This window comes from Polaribacter sp. Q13, assembly GCF_016858305.2.
Lineage (GTDB): Bacteria > Bacteroidota > Bacteroidia > Flavobacteriales > Flavobacteriaceae > Polaribacter.
Map to the genome: position 1 here is coordinate 1,763,341 of NZ_CP074436.1, position 18,463 is coordinate 1,781,803.

Consider the following 18,463-nt stretch of genomic DNA (forward strand, 5'->3'; position numbering starts at 1 on the left):
TACTGTTTACTGCCTCTGAAAACTGCTTACTGCTACAAACGTTTATCCATTTGTTTTACCATCATGTCTTTCCATTCTCTAAAATCTCCTGCTAAGATATGTTTTCTTGCTTCTCGTGTTAACCAAACATAAAAACCTAAATTATGAATAGAGGCTATTTGTTTTCCTAACATTTCTTTTGCTGCAAATAAATGACGTAAATAAGCTTTAGAATACATGGTGTCTACTCCAGTAATTCCCATATCGTCTATTGGAGAAAAATCTTCTGCCCACTTTTTGTTTTTAATGTTGATAGAACCATGTGCTGTAAACAACATTCCGTTTCTAGCGTTTCTTGTTGGCATCACACAATCGAACATATCTATACCTAAAGCAATGTTTTCTAAAATGTTAATTGGCGTACCAACTCCCATTAAATATCTTGGCTTGTCTTCTGGTAAAATTTCTGTAACAACCTCTGTCATTGCATACATTTCTTCTGCAGGCTCTCCTACTGAAAGTCCGCCAATTGCATTTGCTTGCTGACCTGAATTTGCTATATATTCTGCAGATTGTATACGTAAATCTTTATACGTACTTCCTTGCACAATTGGCATAAAAGTTTGCTCGAAACCGTATTTATAAGGTAATTTATCTAAATGATTGATACATCTTGTCAACCATCTATGCGTCATGTGCATAGATCTTTTTGCGTAATTATAATCGCAAGGATACGGTGTACATTCATCAAACGCCATAATAATGTCTGCACCAATAGTTCGTTGCGTTTCCATTACATTTTCTGGTGTAAAATGATGCGTAGAACCATCTATATGACTTTTAAACTTTACGCCTTCTTCTTTAATTTTTCTTCTTCCAGAAAGAGAATATACTTGGTATCCACCAGAATCTGTTAGAATATTTCTATCCCAATTCATAAACTTGTGTAAACCACCTGCTTTTTCTAGAATATCTAAACCAGGACGTAGGTATAAGTGATAGGTGTTTCCTAAAATAATATCAGGATTTATGTCGTTTTTTAATTCTGTTTGATGTACTCCTTTTACGGTTCCAACAGTTCCCACAGGCATAAAAATTGGAGTTTCTATAACTCCATGATCAGTAGTTATTACTCCTGCTCTTGCCTTACTTTTTGGGTCGGTAATTTTTAAGTCGAATTTCAATCGTTTAATTTTTGATGATTTTTGTAACTATAATTAATTACAAAACTTTAGAACCGATATAATTATCTGGTCCTCTCATTTATTTATTTTTTTAAATAAATTCCATTTCATTGCCTGCAAAGATACTATTATTTAAGAATTGATAAATAAAATGAACTGTTATAAAAAAGGCAAAAAATTATGGCTTTATTTTGGTTGGCTAAAATGTGCGTTAAGGATTGAAGCGGCATCCTTTTATTATGATTTTTATGCTTTTGCATGAAATTATAATAAAAGATATAGCGTAAAGCCTGACCTGCAAGGTAACGCCCAAATAATTTTACCAGCGTTTCTTTTTTGATGAAAAACTTGAATTATTTCTTTTACTTTTTGGTGATGATTTTCTAAAAGAAGCACTTTTTTTATTAAAATCGTTTTTAGTTGGAGCTGTTTTTTTCTTAGAAACTTGCTTTTTAGGTTTGTCTTTAACCGCAGATGCTTCTTGGGTTTTAGAGGATGTAGAAATCATTTTATTAATTTCTTTCATTTCTTCTTCTGTTAATTCTCGCCAATCTCCTGCTTGTAGATAACCAAGTTCTACATTCATTATTCTAGTACGTTTTAACTTGGTTACTTCGTAATCTAAGTATTCGCACATTCTTCTAATTTGACGATTTAAGCCTTGCGTTAAAACAATTTTAAAGATTTTATCACTTACTTTTTCTACAAAACATTTTTTGGTTACAGTGCCTAAAATAGGAATCCCATTCCCCATTTTATCAATAAAATCGTCGGAGATAGATTTGTCTACAGAAACAAAATATTCTTTCTCGTGATTGTTACCAGCTCGTAAAATTTTATTTACGATATCTCCATCATTTGTTAAAAAAATTAAACCTTCAGACGGTTTGTCTAAACGCCCAATAGGGAATAATCTTTCTGGGTAATTAACGTGTTTTACAATGTTATTTGGTTCTCTATCATCGGTGGTAGAAACAATACCCACCGGCTTATTTAAGGCAATATATAGCGTAACGTTTTTAGGTTCTACTAATCGTCCATCTAATTTAACAACGTCTTTTTTAGCAACTCTGTTTCCTAATTGCGTTGGTTTACCATTGATGGTAACTCTACCTTCATTTATAAATTTTTCTGCTTCTCTACGAGAGCACATACCAGATGAACTGATATATTTATTAAGGTTTGTAGATTTTTGATTTGTAGTATCCAAAAGAAAATATTTTTGCGCTAAAATACAACATTTCATTCACAAGGAGTTTAATCGCCTTGTTGAAAATTAAATTTCTATTGTACTAAAATTACAACACTAATCTATTTTCTTTTTATTAAACCATTTACCAACAAAGTTTAGGTTTAAAGTTATTTTATGAAATTTCTCTTGAATTAAATTGTTATCTAAAGTACCTTCTCTACCATAAGAATAAGAAATATTAAAATTATCGTTGCTATACTTTTTCATTGGTAAACCTAAACCAAAAGACACAAAATAACTATCTATTTGTTGGTTAGAAATCTTTAGAAAACCTGTATTATAATTAAAACCAGCTCTATATTTTATATTAGACCAATAATTATATTTTTTTGATGAAGACACATATTCTACCCCTACTGCATAGATAGATTGATCTGCATAACTTTCGTTATTTTGTGGTTGAGAAGTATCACTCCAAAGTAATTTTCGGTAATCTAAACTCGTCGTAATTTTTTTATTGATCACAGATGTAATTCCTACTCCGTAAGAAAACGGAAGTTCGAAATTATCTAGGTCATTTTCAACTTCATTTTCAATAGCAATTGAGGTTCCACTAGATGACGTTTTATAAGAAGTTCTTGTTTGCGTTCCTCCTAAAGATGAAGGCAATTCTAAGGTACCGCCAATAGTAGTTTCTACACCTTTAATTGCTGGTAATTTATATTGCAATCCTGTTTTTAACTTTACGCCTCCATAATAATTTTGGTCGCTAATAGAAACCAAAGAACCTGCATAGGCTAAACTTTCTTGATTTATAGAGCCAAAAAGAAAAGCGACATCTACCCCTAAAGATAAATTTTTAATCACTTTAAACCCCGTAGATATATAAAATTTATTTAAACCTCCTTCTCCTGTTACTCTTGTAATATAGGTGTCTGCAGAACCTTCAATGGCATTTTCTATATCAATATTATAACCTGTTTTTGTATACGGAAGTAAACCAACACTCATACCCCAACCTTGTTTTATTGGAAATGCAATTGCAATGTGAGAAATGTTACCATTGCTAGTACTTTCACTTATACTTTTGGTTTTTAAGGTAGAATATGTTCCGTTTAAACCAAACTCATATAAAAAAGACTTTGGTAAAATACCACTTAAACTAGCTGGATTAAATAAATTTATTTCAAACGGATTAGCTTGTGCAATACCTGTGTTACCTAACCCTGTTAAACCTCCTGTGGCTGTTTTATTTTCTACTCCTAAACCAAATAAAGAATAAGGTGTATTTGAATTACTTTGAGCAAATAAAGAATGTACAGAAGCGACCAATACTATTAATAATATCTTATTTTTCATCTTAATAGTTTAAATATTTTACTGATAATTTTATCTCTTTATTTGTACTTGCATTATTTTCTATCACCAAATTGTTTACTTCTTTTGAATAGTTTGGATATTGAATCATTAAAGCATAATTTAAATCGGTCTCTGAATTTAAAATTTGTTCTACAAAACCACTTAAATTAACCCTGTAATGCGTGTCTTCATTAAATTCATATGTATCTTCTACCAAAATAGCAGAAGCTGTATTGCCGTCTATATCTGTAAGTTGCTGTATAATTCTATTTTTATGATCTACAACATAAACCAACAAAGATTCTGGTAAAGGATTGTCATCATTATAAGTTCTTTTTAATGGATTAAACGTTAGTTCGGCACTTAAAGTAGATGCATTTTCATACAGTTCAGCAAGTCTTTTAATAGAAGGCATTTCTATTCTAGCTGTAATTCCAGATCCTCCCTGAGCAAATAATAAATTATCTGTACTTGTACTTAATTTAATTTCTTCTCCATCTTCAAATTCACCTACAATGGTATTAGATAAATTTGTTTTTATTTCGTTAAACTGTTGTGTGGCAGATGAAATTACAAAATCTATATAATAATCATTATCTTCACTATCATCATCTTTTATAGAGTAATACAACCTCATACTAGAGTTTCCTACAGTACTTGCTGTAGTTTGTACATTAAAACCTAAAACATGGCTATTTACAGAAGTATCTGGCGCTATTACCAATCCTTTAAAATACTGTAAAAAATCGTCTGTGTTATTAATATCATTATCTACTATTTTATTAAAAATATCTTCTCCTAAAACATCATCCATTTTAACAAATAAAGAATCTGTAGATTTATTTGGTCTTGGCGTAAATGACAGTTGCCCTAAAATTGCAGGGTCAAAAGCTAAGGAAGAAGTATTGTAAAAACTAGTAGCATCATCTGCGGGCGCTACCGTTTCTTTTATTCTATGTAATGTGTATGTTTGTACTTTAGTTGTATCACCATAATAGTAGTTATCATAATTTAAAACCATACCTATAGAGTCATACACGGCATCTGTACTTATAGAAAAACTAGAGGTAATTAATTGTAAATAAGATTTTGCAGATATACTCCCTAATTTTTCATCAACAACATTACCAACTAAAATTCTATTGGTACCAGAAGTAATTAAAGAGTCTAATTTAAAAGTCCCTGCTTTTATAGAAAAGGTATCTATTACTCTAACTTGAATGTTGTTTTCAATAAAATCGCTTCCTACTTCATAAGTAGTATCATCTGTAGCACAAGATGCTAAAAAAACAATACCTATAACACCAAAAATTAAATACTTCATTTTACTTTTTCAAGCAAAAATATTAGGGTGGTTAACATAACAAATCATAAAATATATAAACAGTCTTTTTTTATAGACTTACCACTATAAAACACCGTTAAACACAATAATTAACACCTTTTAAGAAAATTAACATTTGGTTTACATGTTTATCTATAAAATACCCTTGTTTGTCTATTTTGTACTGTTAGTCATTTATTAGCTTTTAAGTTTGCCCAATAATTAAGCAAATGAATAAATTAAATCTAATGAGAAAAACAAATTTAATACAAAAAAGTAGTGTGCTGTTTTTAGCAGCATTGCTAATGTCTCTATTTTTTATAGGATGTAGTAGTGATGACGATGATGATGAATACGGAAACTGGGTAGAAAGTTCTACTTTTGATGGAGATTCTAGAGCAAACGCTGTCAGTTTTACCATTGGTAATAAAGGATATTTAGTAACAGGTTATGATGGTGATGATTATTTAACCGATACTTGGGAGTATAATTCTGATAGTGATTATTGGGTAAAAAAAGCTGATTTTCCTGGTGTTGCCAGAAGTGGAGCTGTAGGTTTTGCCATTAATGGAAAAGGATATTTAGGTACCGGATTTAATGGTGAACTTGATGTAGAAGAACTAAAAGATTTTTGGGAATATGACCCAACTACAGATTCTTGGACTCAAAAAGCAGATTTTGCAGGAACAGCAAGATATGCTGCTATTGGTTTTTCTATTGGTAATGACGGTTATATTGGTACTGGTTACGATGGAAGCGAGCAAAAAGATTTCTGGAAATACGATGTTGCTTCAGATTCTTGGGAACAGTCTGTTGGTTTTGGTGGACAAAAACGTAAGAATGCTTCTGTTTTTAAAATTGATGAAGTTGCTTATATTGGTTTAGGTCTTCATAACGGAGCTTACGAAGAAGATTTTTATTCTTTTAATGGTACTACTTGGACACGTTTAACAGATTTAGATGACGATGATGATGATGACGATGATTTTGACACTCGCTTAAGTAATGGTGTTGCATTTTCTTTAGAAGGAAAAGGATATGTAACAACAGGAATCTCTGGTTCTATAACTACAAATGCTTGGGAATACACTCCATCTACAGATACTTGGGATGAATTACCTGTATTTGAAGGTTCTGCAAGACAAGATGCTTCTGCTTTTACTTTTGATACTAAAGCCTTTGTTTTAATGGGTAGAAGTAGTAGTAGTTATTATTTTGATGATGTTTGGGAATTTAAACCCAACGAATTAGAAAATGAAGATGATTAATACCTCTTTATTTTAAGAATACATTTTAAGATTGAGAATTAGATTACTACTAAAATAGGAACCTAGTTTTCAATCTTTTTTGTGATAAAAACAACAATTTGTTGGGAGACTTTTAAGAAACATCTAGTCTAATTTTGCATTTGTTAAACAATGAAAACATTGAGTCCTTTATTAAAAAAAACAAACACCACTATTATTGTCCATTGTCTTATATGGATTTTCTTTTTGGTGATAACCGCTATTCAATCTTATGCTCGGTTTAGTATCATTCCGAATGAGTTTTATATTTTAAACTTTACCTTTATCGCTGTTTTTTATTTAAATTATTTAGTTCTTATTCCCTATTTTTTACTGAATAAAAAGATTATTTTATACCTTATTATTTCCTTAGGAATTATATTTTCTATAATTTTTATGATGCAATATTTCTTAAGATTCTCTTTAAAACCACCTTTTGCTCAAGAAGGTTTTAATACTAACTTTCGCAGACCTAGAGATCATAATTTCAATTTAAGACCTTCAATTTTATTATTAATGTTCTTTGCGTTAAGTACTTGTACAAAACTAGTTGCAGAATGGTATAAATCTGAAAAAGAAAGAACTCTTGTAGCTTCACAAAAAGTAAATTCAGAATTATCCTTTTTAAAAGCACAATTAAATCCTCATTTTTTATTCAATACTTTAAATAGTATTTACTCTTTAGCAAACAAAAAATCTGATGATACCACAGTAGCTATTGTTACCCTTTCGGAACTTATGCGATACATGATTTACGAAGCCAATGAAGAGTTTATTTCTTTAGAGAAAGAAATAGAATACGTAAAAAACTATATCTCTTTACAGTTATTACGTTTAAAAGATTCTAGCGGTGTAAAAATTAATATTCATGGTAATTTAAACTATAAAATAGAACCTTTATTACTTATTTCCTTTATTGAAAATGCATTTAAATACGGAACAGATTATAAAGGAAAAACGGATATTACTATTAAAATTTATACCAATAATGATCAATTGAATTTAGAAGTTTACAATTTAGCATCACTACAAAACACCTTAAATAAAGATTCTGGTATTGGTTTAGAAAACATACAAAATAGATTGAATTTATTATATCCAAATACACATACTCTAGAGATTACAAATACAAAAAAATCATTTGAAGTAAACTTAAAAATCAACTTAAAAAAATAAAAAATGAAGTGTATAATTATTGATGATGAACCATTGGCTCTAGAATTATTAGAAGACTTTATTTCTAAAGTTCCGTTTTTAGAATTGGTTGGCTCTTGCTCTAATGGTTTTGAAGCATCAACCATCTTACAATCTCAAAAAATAGATTTAATATTTACAGACATCGAAATGCCAGATTTTTCTGGAATCGATTTTATAAAATCGTTAGACAACAAACCGCTGTTTATCTTCACAACCGCATACTCTCATTATGCCGTAGAAGGTTTTAATTTAAATGCCATAGATTACCTAGTAAAACCAATCCCTTTTCATCGGTTTTTAAAAGCAGCTACAAGGGCACAAAATTTACTGCAATCTAAAAATGAAGAAGAAACACTTAGTGTAAATAAAGAAGCTAATCAAGAATTTATTTTTGTGAAATCTGAATATGAAAATTTAAAAATAAACTTAGCAGATATAAAATATATTGAGTCTTTAAAAGATTATATTAAAATTCATACCAATAGAGAAAAACCTATTCTAACACTTAGTAGTCTTAAGAATTTTGAAGAAAAATTAGGGAAGGTAAATTTTATCCGTGTACATAAATCCTTTATTGTTTCTTTAAAACATATTTATTCTGTGCAAAGAAATAGAATTATAATTGATGATAACTGGATTCCGATTGGTTTAAACTATAGAGACGAATTTATCAAAAAAATTGAAAATTAACAGAACCTTTTAAAATTCATATAGAAAATTACATTTCTATACTTCTAAAAGTCAAATTTATTCTAGGCGAGTTTACTTTTTTTGTAGGCGGTAATCTGTGCAACCAATTGGTTTGTGTCCCTTTTTTCATCACCAATAAACTTCCGTTTTCTAAAATAACATCTATTCTTTGCTTGTTCTCTTTATGTTTAAAAGAAAATTTACGTTCTGCGCCTAAAGACAAAGAAGCTATGGCACCATCTTTCTTTAGCATTTTTTCTCCGTCGGAATGATACGCCATTCCTTCATCTCCAGAATGGTATAAATTTAACAAACAAGAATTATAGGTTTCCCCACTCTCCTGCTCTACTATTTCTTTAAGGGCTAACAATTCTTTAGTAAAAATATTTGCAGTTTTTGTTACTTTAGAATAGGTATAAGAATACTCCGATTCTCCATACCAAGCTACTTTTCTTTTCGTAAGTATCTTTTTACCAAAAATAATTGCTTCATCATTTTTAAAGTTGATAGTTTTCATTAATTTTTGATAATAGAACATACATTGTTTTTTATCTAGAATCAATCCATGATAATTTGTAATGCCATCAAAAGGTAAAACATTAACTATTTTTTCTGAAGAAAATAAATCCATTAAATAAAAATACAATTTTAACTTGAATTGATTACTTTTAAAAAGTCTAAAAAAAAACGATAATTTATATGCACAATAACTTGATAATATTAGCTGGCGGAGCTTCTTCTAGAATGAAAAAACCAGCAACTTCTAAAACCATAAATTCTGATGAAACTACACAAGCAAACAACAGAAGTAAAAGTTTAATTAGTTTAGATAATACAGGAAGACCTGTATTAGATTATCTGTTATATAATGCAAAAAAAGCGGGTTATAAAAACATCTATATTGTTATCAACGAAAAAGGTGTTTTGTTTAAAGAGTTCTACGGAAGTAAAGAGAAAAATAACGATTTTAATGGATTAAACATTTCTTTTCCCATACAATATATTCCAAAAGACAGAGTAAAACCTTTTGGAACTGCAGACGCTCTTTTGCAGGCAGTAGAGCAATTCCCTGAATTGAATAAGCAATTTTATACAGTTTGTAATAGTGATAATTTATATTCTACCGAAGCATTAAATTTACTTAGAATAACTGAACATAAAAATGCATTTATCAGTTACAATAGAGACACATTAGAATTTCCGCTAGAGCGAATTTCTAAATTTGCATTGACAAAATTAAATGAGAACAACGAACTCATTCGCATTCTTGAAAAACCTTCAGAAACAGAAGTGCCTAATTTTTATGATAGAGATAAAAAGTTAAGAGTAAGTATGAACATTTTTAAGTTTGATGGAAAAGAGTTTTATCCCTTTTTAAAAAATTGTCCTGTACATCCTATTAGAAATGAAAAAGAAATGCAAACTTCACTTTTAAATTACATTACAAAAACCAATAATAAAGTTGTAGGAATTCCACTTTCAGAGCACGTACCAGACTTATCTTCTAAAGATGATATTGCTACTGTAAAAGCCTATTTAAAAAAACATTATACAACCTTAGATTGGAGTTCTATTTAAACCTAAAAGACCTTAAAAAAGAAGGGTTCAACAATAATTTGTTGAACCCTTCTTTTTTAAATCTATTTTATAATACTATTTAATAGCTTCTGGATTTAATATTACAAATTCCGTTCTTCTGTTTAACTGATGCTCTGCTTCAGAACATTTAACATCATTAGAACATTTGTTTACCAATTGCGTTTCTCCATATCCCTTACCAGTTATATTAGAAGCATTAACACCTCTCGCTATTAACCAAGCTAATGATGATTGAGCTCTTCTTTCAGATAATGCCATATTATAATCGTCTGGAGCTCTACTATCGGTATGAGAACCTAATTTAATCTTCAATTCTGGATATTTTCTCATAATTCTAGCAACTTTTTCTAGTTCTATTGCTGCATCCCGACGAATAAATGATTTATCTAAATCAAAATAAATTGGGTTGATTGCAATCATTAAAAGTCCTCGGATTCTTACAAATTCACTTTCTTTTAAATTAAGGCCTAAAGTTAATTCTAAACTAGCTTCATTATCAGTTATAAATTGTTCTGAATCTTCGGTATAATAGACAAAATGGTTGGTAAAATCTTCCTTATCCCTTTTGTTTATTAGCTTTGAGGCAAACCAAAGGTTTTGAATAAAAAAAATGTAAATTTTGTGATAGTTTAAACACACATAAATACGGTACTCGCTTAAATAAACAACGTTACAAATGTTTAAATTGTAACAAGATTTTTAATGGAGGAAAACAAATTTCAGCAGATTTTCTTTGGGATGAATATGCCAGAGGAAAACAAACGTATATACAACTAGCAGTCAAATATGGATGCTCAAAAAGAACAATCCAACGTAAACTAGATCTTTATCAAGTAAAGCAAGTAGAAATAGCACCAAAGAAGGTTATTGTTTTAATGGATACAACCTACTGGGGCAGAAGTTTTGGGTTAATGTTGTTTAAAGACGCATACAGTAAAGAAAATCTTCTTTGGTATTACGTCAAATCAGAAACTAATACATTGTACATAAAGGGTATTAAAGAACTGAAATCTAAAGGTTTTTAGGTTGTAGCTATCGTTTGTGACGGCAGAAAAGGGTTGGTTGGAGCATTTAAAGACATACCTGTTCAGCTTTGTCAATTTCATCAAGTTGCAACAATAAGAAGGTATATAACTAAAAACCCAAAAACGCCCGCCTCTATTGAGCTGAAGCTTCATGTCGCTATGCTAAAAAACACTGATAAAGAATCATTTGAAGGAGGATTAAAAATGTGGTTTATTAAGTGGGAAAGCTTTTTAAATGAACGTACTATTAATATTGAAACAGGTAAAAGCTACTTCACTCATAAACGGCTTAGAAGTGCATATAGGAGCCTTAATACCAATATGACATGGCTATTTACTTGGTACGATAATTATGAATTAAATATTCCAAATACAACCAATATGATTGATGGTCATTTTTCTGATTTAAAAAACAAACTTAGAAATCATAATGGATTAACTAAAGAGAGAAAAATAAAATTTATAAATGAGTTTTTAAGAGCTAAAAGAATCTAATGAAATTACAAAATAAAGACCAACCATTTTGTCCATTAGGCCAAATATTTATTTTAATTGAATATTTATTTTGCACATTTTTTATAGCTCTATGCGAATACTTTTTATAAATAGTATTCGAATTTAAAAAAGAGAGTATCTTACCATATCCTCAACATTTCTAATTGCGTTAGAATTTAGAATCCTATCACTGCTTGAAAACGTCTTGAAAAAAGTAGAATTGAAGCCGCTTAAAATACGGTTTTAAGTACTGGTTTTGATTTTAAAGAAGTGACGCCAGATTATACTGTAATTAAAAATATAAAAGTAGAATGCAGTAAACATTCTATGATTTTATAAACGATACATCCGCTAATAGTATAATTAACAGAAAGAAATTACAACATCGATAACTCCAAACCAGTAAATGTTACTTCAACTAAAAAAACTAGCAAACATTTTTAACTACAAACCCATGCATGAGACATAAGAATATTTTATAGAAATCAGAAGAAAATAGGTAGAATTTTGGGCGGTGGATCTATAAAAAAAATACTATTCATTTTAGGGATTTTAAATTTGACAATGCTTAGGGTATTGAAATTGCTACATACAAACTAAATCAAGTTCGCAAAAAAAATATTTACAATGCAGCAAAATCCGTTTTATTGTAACCTGAAAAAACTACTAAACCAAATTAAACACCTGTACAATAAGTAATTACACAAATAATAAAAAAAATATTCATTAAAAAATAAGTTTCAATGAAAAATAGTATTTAATTATGCATCACATGATGACAGCAATATTAAAAATAATATTGTTACGGATATTTTAAAGTTATCGGAATCCTGTTTGTATAAAAATAAACAGGATTAAACGTTTAAGCTTAATCCTGTAGTTTTAATTACACAAGGGGGGCGTATAATTTTGGCTGTAAATATAAAAAAATATGACTAGCTTCTAGATAAAATCTCAAAAAAAAATTTATGATTCATATTTACCTGAGTAGTCCTATTCTTTCATTTCACCAGACTGATTCATTGCCATTGTGTGGTCATATTGGCAACAGCTTGGTAAACCATTGTAAGATTCTTCGCTTCCCGAGACTTTCTCAGTATCATAACCAGAAGCAGCAATTGCATTATGAATTTCCATAGCATCGGTTTTAGCATCATCAAAAGACACTTCAATTTCCTTTTTGTCTAAATTCCAAATGGCAGTTGCAACACCATCAACCGCATTCGCTGCTGTCTCTATGGTCTTTTTACACATGCCACAATTTCCTCTAACACCAAAAGAAACGTTTGAATTTGCCATTTTGTTAGTTACTTCTATCGTTTCAGTTTTCTGTTTGGCGTCATTTTTACAACTTGAAAAACCCATTGTAGCTATTACAGCTAGACTCAAAATTACTTTTTTCATTATTTCAAAATTTAATTATTTATTTTTTAATTACTTGTAAAGCCCATACGATTAATAAAAATCCAACACCTGTTAAAGCCGGAGCGGGAATTTTCATTATAAGACCAATACTTAGCATTGCTATCGCCGTTAAGGCAAGCAGAATACTTATTAAATTTAATGTCTTTATTCTAGTCATATAGCATTCGTTTTAATATTAATTAATTTCTTCAATTATACTACCACAAGTCATCATGGTCTCTCCGTAATAAGGATTTCTAATATCCTTTTCAGTACTCATCCACATGGCACCTTTATTATTGTTAGCCATCGGACACTTTTGAACATATAATGTCGATTCTAAATTATCCATATTCATTGCTATAGCAACTATATTTTCATTGAGTATTACAAAATGAGCACGTTGTTTTTCAATAGTATTATTTTCAGAAATAGCTTTTAACATGGATACCGTTTTATTAAAATGAACTAACTCCATTTGGCTTAAACCTTTTAAATTAATTTTTAGTGCTTTTTGAAGCATTGTATTTGCTAATTTAGAAACCTTATTGTAATCACTTGCAATAAGAGCATCTTTAATAGAAAAGTAAAGCGGTAGTGTCGTTTTAAATTCGTTTTTAAAAATTAGAGGAAATTTCATCTTCATGGTTCCAATAAGTGATATTGGTTCTGATTTAACTGTTTTATTCATCATCGATTTTTTGCCTTGCAATTGCGCCGCAGCATCTACCGTAAAGGTTCCGTTGGTTACAATTTCATCGCCATTATTTAGACCTTCTAAAACCTGATAATTAGCACCTATTTGATTGCCTAATGTAATCTCTTTCATTTCAAAAACTGGTTCATTAGGATTCGTTTTTAGATACACAACAGATCGTTTCCCTGTCCATAAAACAGCCGAAGCAGGTATTGTAATTGCTTGTTTTTCATCCACAGAAACCATACTTTTCATCTTTCCTTCTACAAACATACCTGGTTTAAACAGCTCTTTTTTATTATTTAAAACCACTCTTAAATTTACAGTTCTTGTTTGCGTATCTAAAATAGGATCTATAAAATTGACCTTTCCTTTAAACGTTTTATTCGGATATGCATTTGTGGTTACCACAACATCCTGACCTTTTTTAAACTGGCTAATTTTATTTTCATACACATCAAAATTAGCCCAAACTGTATTTAGATTAGAAACCTTAAAAATTGGTTTTCCATCCATGATATGAGATCCCTCATTTATCGCAATTTCTGTAACAACACCAGATACATGCGAGTAAATGGTAAAACTATTTTTCACTTTTCCTGTTTGCTCTACCTCATCTAATTGCGCACCATGAATCATCCAATTTTTAAACTTATTTTTAACAGCATTATATAGTTGTGGTTGAGATGCTTTTAATTTATAGGCCGTTATTAACTCTTGTTGAGCAGCAATCAATTCTGGAGAATATATTTGAGCAACTGCTTGCCCTTTATTTACCTGTTGTCCTAAAGAATTTACAAACAGTTTTTCAACCCTACCATCAAAATGCGCAGGCATCGTTGCTGTTTCATCTTCATTCTCTGTAATTTTTCCTGATAAAACAAAACCTGTATCAGCATCAGAACTATTTTCTCCTACGATTGTGGTTTGTATGTTGGCTAATGCCATCGCATTTTCTGAAAGCTTAAATTGATCCGCAGACAATCCTTCTGCACTGCTTGCAGCAGGAATTAAATCCATTCCACAAATAGGACAATCACCTGCTTCTGGTTGCATAATTTGTGGATGCATGGAACACGTCCACATTTGATTTGTTTCTGCTACAGCATCGTGCTTGTGCATTTCTTCTGTATTTGAATTCCCTCCAAAAAGCATCCAGCCTAAAAGTAGTCCAACAGCTATTAAACCTATATAAACACTATATTTTTTCATAAGTTTCTTTGTTTTTAAAACCTACAAGGAAGCTTCCTTTGTCAGCAATACCTTGCAGGTTAATTATCTTATTATTTATATTTTAATATTTCTTAAACGTAAGGCATTTGCAATTACTGTAACCGAACTAAAGCTCATAGCCAAAGCAGCAATCATAGGAGATAACAAAATTCCGAAAAAAGGAAACAAAACTCCTGCTGCAACTGGTATGCCTAATGTGTTATAGAACAGCGCGAAAAATAAGTTTTGTTTAATGTTTTTCATAACAGCTTCACTTAAATGTTGCGCTTTTACAATACCATGTAAATCTCCTTTTACCAAAGTAATCATAGCACTTTCAATTGCTACATCCGTACCCGTTCCCATGGCAATACCAACATCACTTTTTGCGAGTGCAGGTGCGTCATTAATTCCGTCTCCAGCCATTGCGACTACTTTTCCTTGCTCTTGTAATTTGGTTACTTCTTGCAATTTATTTTCTGGTAACATACTTGCTTTAAAATCGGCAAGATATAATTCGGTAGCCACAGCTTGTGCGGTATCATAATTATCACCTGTCAACATTATTACCGAAACTCCTCTATCTTGAAGTGCTTTTATTGCTTTTGCACTCGTTGCTTTAATTTTATCACCAATAACAACATAACCAACAACTTTTTTATCTACTGATAAAAAGGAAACTGTTTTCCCTTGTTTCTGATACGTTTTAGCTTCTTCTTCCATTTTAGGGGTGATTTCAGCATTTACATAATTCATCATTTTAGGATTTCCTAAAGCGATTTTTTTACCGTTTATTGTTGCTTCCACACCTTTTCCTGTAACAGCACTAAATTCTTCCGATTTTAAAACTTCCGTGTTTTGCTCTTCACCATATTTTACAGTAGCTTCGGCTAAAGGATGTTCACTATTTTTATTTAAAGACACAATGTATTGCAACACTTCTTTATCACTTAAAATAGCATTAAACGCAGCAGCTTTTTCTACGGTTGGTTTTCCTTCGGTAATAGTTCCAGTTTTATCAATAATTAAAGTATCTACTTTAGCCATTCGTTCTAAAGCTTCTGCATTTTTAACCAAGACACCGTTTTGTGCTCCTTTACCAACACCAACCATTATAGACATTGGTGTTGCTAAACCTAATGCACAAGGACATGCAATAATTAATACGGCAATGGCATTTACAAATGCATATACATACACAGGTTCTGGCCCATAAATTGCCCAAACGGCAAATGTTATTAAAGAAATCAACACCACCACAGGCACAAAATAACCAGAAACTTTGTCTGCTAAATTCTGAATTGGAGCGCGACTTCTACTTGCATCATTTACCATTTTAATAATTTGAGAGAGTAATGTATCGCTACCAATTTTCTCTGCTTTCATTAAAAAAACTTGATTCCCATTAATAGTACCTCCACTTACTTTATCGCCTTTAGATCTGTCTACCGGAAGCGGTTCTCCCGAAATCATCGATTCATCAATCGTTGAATTTCCTTCAGTTATAACACCATCCACAGGAATTTTATCACCAGGTTTTACTTTTAAAACATCATGTAATTCAATTTTATCAATAGTAACTTCTACATCTTCTCCGTCTACTATTTTTAACGCTTTATTAGGTGCTAATTTTAAGAGTTCTTTTACGGCTGAATTCGTTTTTCCATGTGCACGCGCTTCTAACAATTGACCTAAAAGAACCAATGTTAAAATAACAGTTGCTGCTTCAAAATAAACATGTACAGCACCTGATTCCGTTTTAAATTGAGCAGGAAAAACATCTGGAAAGAACATTCCAAATACCGAAAATAGCCAAGATACACCTGCGCCAATCCCTATAAGTGTAAACATATTTAAATTCCATGTTTTTATACTTCTATAGGCACGCTCAAAGAACATCCAAGTAGCATAAAAAACCACAGGAATAGACAGTGCAAACTGAATCCAATTCCACTGTTTTTGTTCCAAAATTGTAGATAATGGATTGTTTGGAATCATTTCGCTCATGGCAATTAAAAATATTGGCAAGGTAAAAGCGACTGCAATCCAAAACTTTTTTACAATCTTTTTATATGTTTTTTCTTCTGATGAAAGATCGGGCTTCATAGGCACTAAATCCATTCCGCAAATAGGGCAGTCTCCAGCTTCATCTTTTATAACTTCAGGATGCATTGGGCAAGTCCATTGTTCTGCGGTGTTAATAGATACGTTTTGTTCTTCTACTAAATCCATTCCACAGACAGGGCAATCTCCCGCTTTGTCATACGTTTTATCGTCTTCACAATGCATCGGACAATAAAATGTACCTGTGCCTTTTCCTTTCGGAAGTTCTTTTTTCACTTCTTTTATATGATGATGTTCTCCCGGTTTGTGAATGCTATATCGGCCACCATCATTTTTTAAAGCTTCTTGGAAGGTTTCTAATGAAATATGAGATTCCATTTCTATAGTAGCTTCTGCTTTTTCTAAATTAACTGTAGCTTTAGAAACACCTTTAACTTTAGAAAGTGTTTCTTCTACGTGTCCACGACAACCGTTACAAGTCATTCCGTGTATGTGATATGTATGTTTCATTATTGCTGTGTTAAATAATTAATAATTGTTGTTTGTAAATAATATGTTTTAATCGCTTCTATTTGATTCATTTGAAACTTTAATTGTAGTTCTTGAATATCCAAAACATCTTTAAAATCAATCGTTCCTGTTTCGTAGCTTTTAACAAGAATTTCTTTTGCATTTTTAGCCTGTTGTAAATTTTTAACCTGTGTTTTATAACTAATTCTTGCAGAAATCCGGTCGTTTACAGACTTGTCTAAAAGCGTTTCTAAGCTATTGAAGCGTTCTTGTTTTTGAGACTTAATCTCTTGTTGTTGCAACTCGTTTTGCTTAGTTTGTGATTTGTATTTTTTATTGAATATTGGAATAGAAACCGACACCATTGGCATAACTATATCTTTTCCATTATCGCTAAAACTCATGTCTGGTCTTTTTTCAATATTAACATAATCTAGACCAAAACCAATCAGCGGACTGCTTTCTTTCTGATTCAATAACTCCGATTTTTCAACCGATTGATACAGTTTATCATATTTTAATAATTCTGGATGTAATGCTAAATTATTAGTAGTGATTTCAAAATCTTCCGAAGGTATGTTCAGTTCATTTACAACCTTTACAGCAATAGCTTTCTCACGGTTTAAGAGCTTATTAAATTTTGTTTGCTCAGCAAGAAATCGCTGTCCTAATACTTCTAATAATTGCTGCATTTCATTCTGTCTCATTTGCAAACGCAATACATCTACCGCTGATGCTTCGCCAACCTCAACAGAAGTTAATGCTAATTTTTCATAGGTGTCCAGTAGTTTTATGTTTTCAACTAAAACAGTTTGTTTTGCGGTATTAGCATACAAATTGTAATACGATTGAGAAACTGAAGCCATTAATTTTCGTTTAGCAATAACAATGTCTTCATATTTTGCATCTGCCAAGGCATTTACATAATTTTCTCTTGCCGAAATAGTATTAAACCAAGGCAACATTTGTTTTGCAGACACCTTAAAACGTTGCGCTCCTGTTCGGGTTTCTGGTTCACTTACAAAATAACCAACAGCAAATTCTGTGTTAGGCAACGTGTTTACTTCATTCACTTTTTCTGAAGCAATGTTATATTGCAATTCGAATTTCTGAATTTCAGGACTATTTTCTAAAGCCTTATTAATGTAGGTTTCTAGTTCTTGTGCGCTAGTAAAAAGACTCAAGAATAAAGAACCAAGAAGCAAGACTACTTTCTGTACGATATAATTATTATTTTTCATGATTT

At 30.9% G+C, this 18,463-nt stretch carries 16 protein-coding genes; 5 read left to right on the plus strand and 11 right to left on the minus strand.

Annotation, left to right across the window (positions count from 1 at the left end; translation table 11 throughout):
* Positions 1 to 32: 32 nt before the first annotated feature.
* From tgt to JOP69_RS07395, 4 genes are all read right to left on the minus strand, one after another.
* Positions 33 to 1,163, minus strand: a complete 1,131-nt coding sequence (tgt, locus tag JOP69_RS07380; protein ID WP_203394964.1) for a tRNA guanosine(34) transglycosylase Tgt — start codon at positions 1,161 to 1,163, stop codon at positions 33 to 35.
* Between the two features lie 319 nt (positions 1,164 to 1,482).
* Positions 1,483 to 2,373, minus strand: coding sequence for a 23S rRNA pseudouridine(2604) synthase RluF (rluF, locus tag JOP69_RS07385; RefSeq protein WP_203394965.1), 891 nt, complete (start codon positions 2,371 to 2,373; stop codon positions 1,483 to 1,485).
* Between the two features lie 96 nt (positions 2,374 to 2,469).
* A complete protein-coding gene (locus JOP69_RS07390; RefSeq protein ID WP_203394966.1) occupies positions 2,470 to 3,714 on the minus strand; it encodes a hypothetical protein in 1,245 nt (414 codons plus the stop codon).
* A gap of 1 nt (position 3,715) precedes the next feature.
* Positions 3,716 to 5,038 carry a DUF4270 family protein gene (locus tag JOP69_RS07395; RefSeq protein WP_203394967.1) on the minus strand — a complete coding sequence of 441 codons (1,323 nt, stop codon included), beginning with the start codon at positions 5,036 to 5,038 and terminating at the stop codon, positions 3,716 to 3,718.
* A gap of 248 nt (positions 5,039 to 5,286) precedes the next feature.
* Here JOP69_RS07395 and JOP69_RS07400 point away from each other — a divergent pair, with 248 nt between their 5' ends.
* The 3 genes from JOP69_RS07400 to JOP69_RS07410 all read left to right on the plus strand — a co-directional run bounded on the left by JOP69_RS07400 (position 5,287) and on the right by JOP69_RS07410 (position 8,211).
* Positions 5,287 to 6,306 carry a kelch repeat-containing protein gene (locus JOP69_RS07400; protein WP_203394968.1) on the plus strand — a complete coding sequence of 340 codons (1,020 nt, stop codon included), beginning with the start codon at positions 5,287 to 5,289 and terminating at the stop codon, positions 6,304 to 6,306.
* A gap of 150 nt (positions 6,307 to 6,456) precedes the next feature.
* Positions 6,457 to 7,500: a sensor histidine kinase gene (locus tag JOP69_RS07405; RefSeq protein ID WP_203394969.1), complete on the plus strand. Its 1,044-nt coding sequence runs from the start codon at positions 6,457 to 6,459 to the stop codon at positions 7,498 to 7,500.
* Positions 7,501 to 7,503: 3 nt separating this feature from the next.
* Complete coding sequence (locus JOP69_RS07410) at positions 7,504 to 8,211, plus strand: LytTR family DNA-binding domain-containing protein (RefSeq protein ID WP_203394970.1); 708 nt, start codon at positions 7,504 to 7,506, stop codon at positions 8,209 to 8,211.
* Positions 8,212 to 8,239: 28 nt separating this feature from the next.
* On the opposite strand, the gene JOP69_RS07415 is transcribed toward JOP69_RS07410, so the two are convergent.
* Entirely contained in the window at positions 8,240 to 8,842 is a 603-nt protein-coding gene (locus JOP69_RS07415) for an alpha-ketoglutarate-dependent dioxygenase AlkB (RefSeq protein ID WP_203394971.1), read from the minus strand.
* Between the two features lie 68 nt (positions 8,843 to 8,910).
* Here JOP69_RS07415 and JOP69_RS07420 point away from each other — a divergent pair, with 68 nt between their 5' ends.
* A complete protein-coding gene (locus JOP69_RS07420) occupies positions 8,911 to 9,789 on the plus strand; it encodes a sugar phosphate nucleotidyltransferase (RefSeq protein WP_203394972.1) in 879 nt (292 codons plus the stop codon).
* 75 nt (positions 9,790 to 9,864) lie between these two features.
* Here JOP69_RS07420 and JOP69_RS18665 read toward each other — a convergent pair whose 3' ends face one another.
* Positions 9,865 to 10,449: an OmpA family protein gene (locus JOP69_RS18665; protein ID WP_252191208.1), complete on the minus strand. Its 585-nt coding sequence runs from the start codon at positions 10,447 to 10,449 to the stop codon at positions 9,865 to 9,867.
* 419 nt (positions 10,450 to 10,868) lie between these two features.
* Between JOP69_RS18665 and JOP69_RS18670 the strand changes: the two genes are divergently transcribed.
* Entirely contained in the window at positions 10,869 to 11,330 is a 462-nt protein-coding gene (locus JOP69_RS18670; protein ID WP_203394053.1) for a hypothetical protein, read from the plus strand.
* Between the two features lie 993 nt (positions 11,331 to 12,323).
* Here JOP69_RS18670 and JOP69_RS07435 read toward each other — a convergent pair.
* From JOP69_RS07435 to JOP69_RS07455, 5 genes are all read right to left on the minus strand, one after another.
* On the minus strand, positions 12,324 to 12,734 hold the full coding sequence (locus JOP69_RS07435; protein WP_203394052.1) for a heavy-metal-associated domain-containing protein: 411 nt from the start codon (positions 12,732 to 12,734) through the stop codon (positions 12,324 to 12,326).
* A gap of 19 nt (positions 12,735 to 12,753) precedes the next feature.
* The gene (locus JOP69_RS07440; protein ID WP_203394051.1) at positions 12,754 to 12,912 is read right to left on the minus strand and encodes a hypothetical protein; all 159 of its coding nucleotides are present in this window, start codon (positions 12,910 to 12,912) and stop codon (positions 12,754 to 12,756) included.
* A gap of 18 nt (positions 12,913 to 12,930) precedes the next feature.
* Positions 12,931 to 14,643: an efflux RND transporter periplasmic adaptor subunit gene (locus JOP69_RS07445; protein WP_203394050.1), complete on the minus strand. Its 1,713-nt coding sequence runs from the start codon at positions 14,641 to 14,643 to the stop codon at positions 12,931 to 12,933.
* A 75-nt stretch (positions 14,644 to 14,718) separates the two neighbouring features.
* Positions 14,719 to 17,217, minus strand: coding sequence for a heavy metal translocating P-type ATPase (locus JOP69_RS07450; protein ID WP_203394049.1), 2,499 nt, complete (start codon positions 17,215 to 17,217; stop codon positions 14,719 to 14,721).
* On the minus strand, positions 17,217 to 18,458 hold the full coding sequence (locus JOP69_RS07455; RefSeq protein WP_203394048.1) for a TolC family protein: 1,242 nt from the start codon (positions 18,456 to 18,458) through the stop codon (positions 17,217 to 17,219). The genes JOP69_RS07450 and JOP69_RS07455 overlap by 1 nt, the downstream gene beginning before the upstream one ends.
* Positions 18,459 to 18,463: the final 5 nt, after the last annotated feature.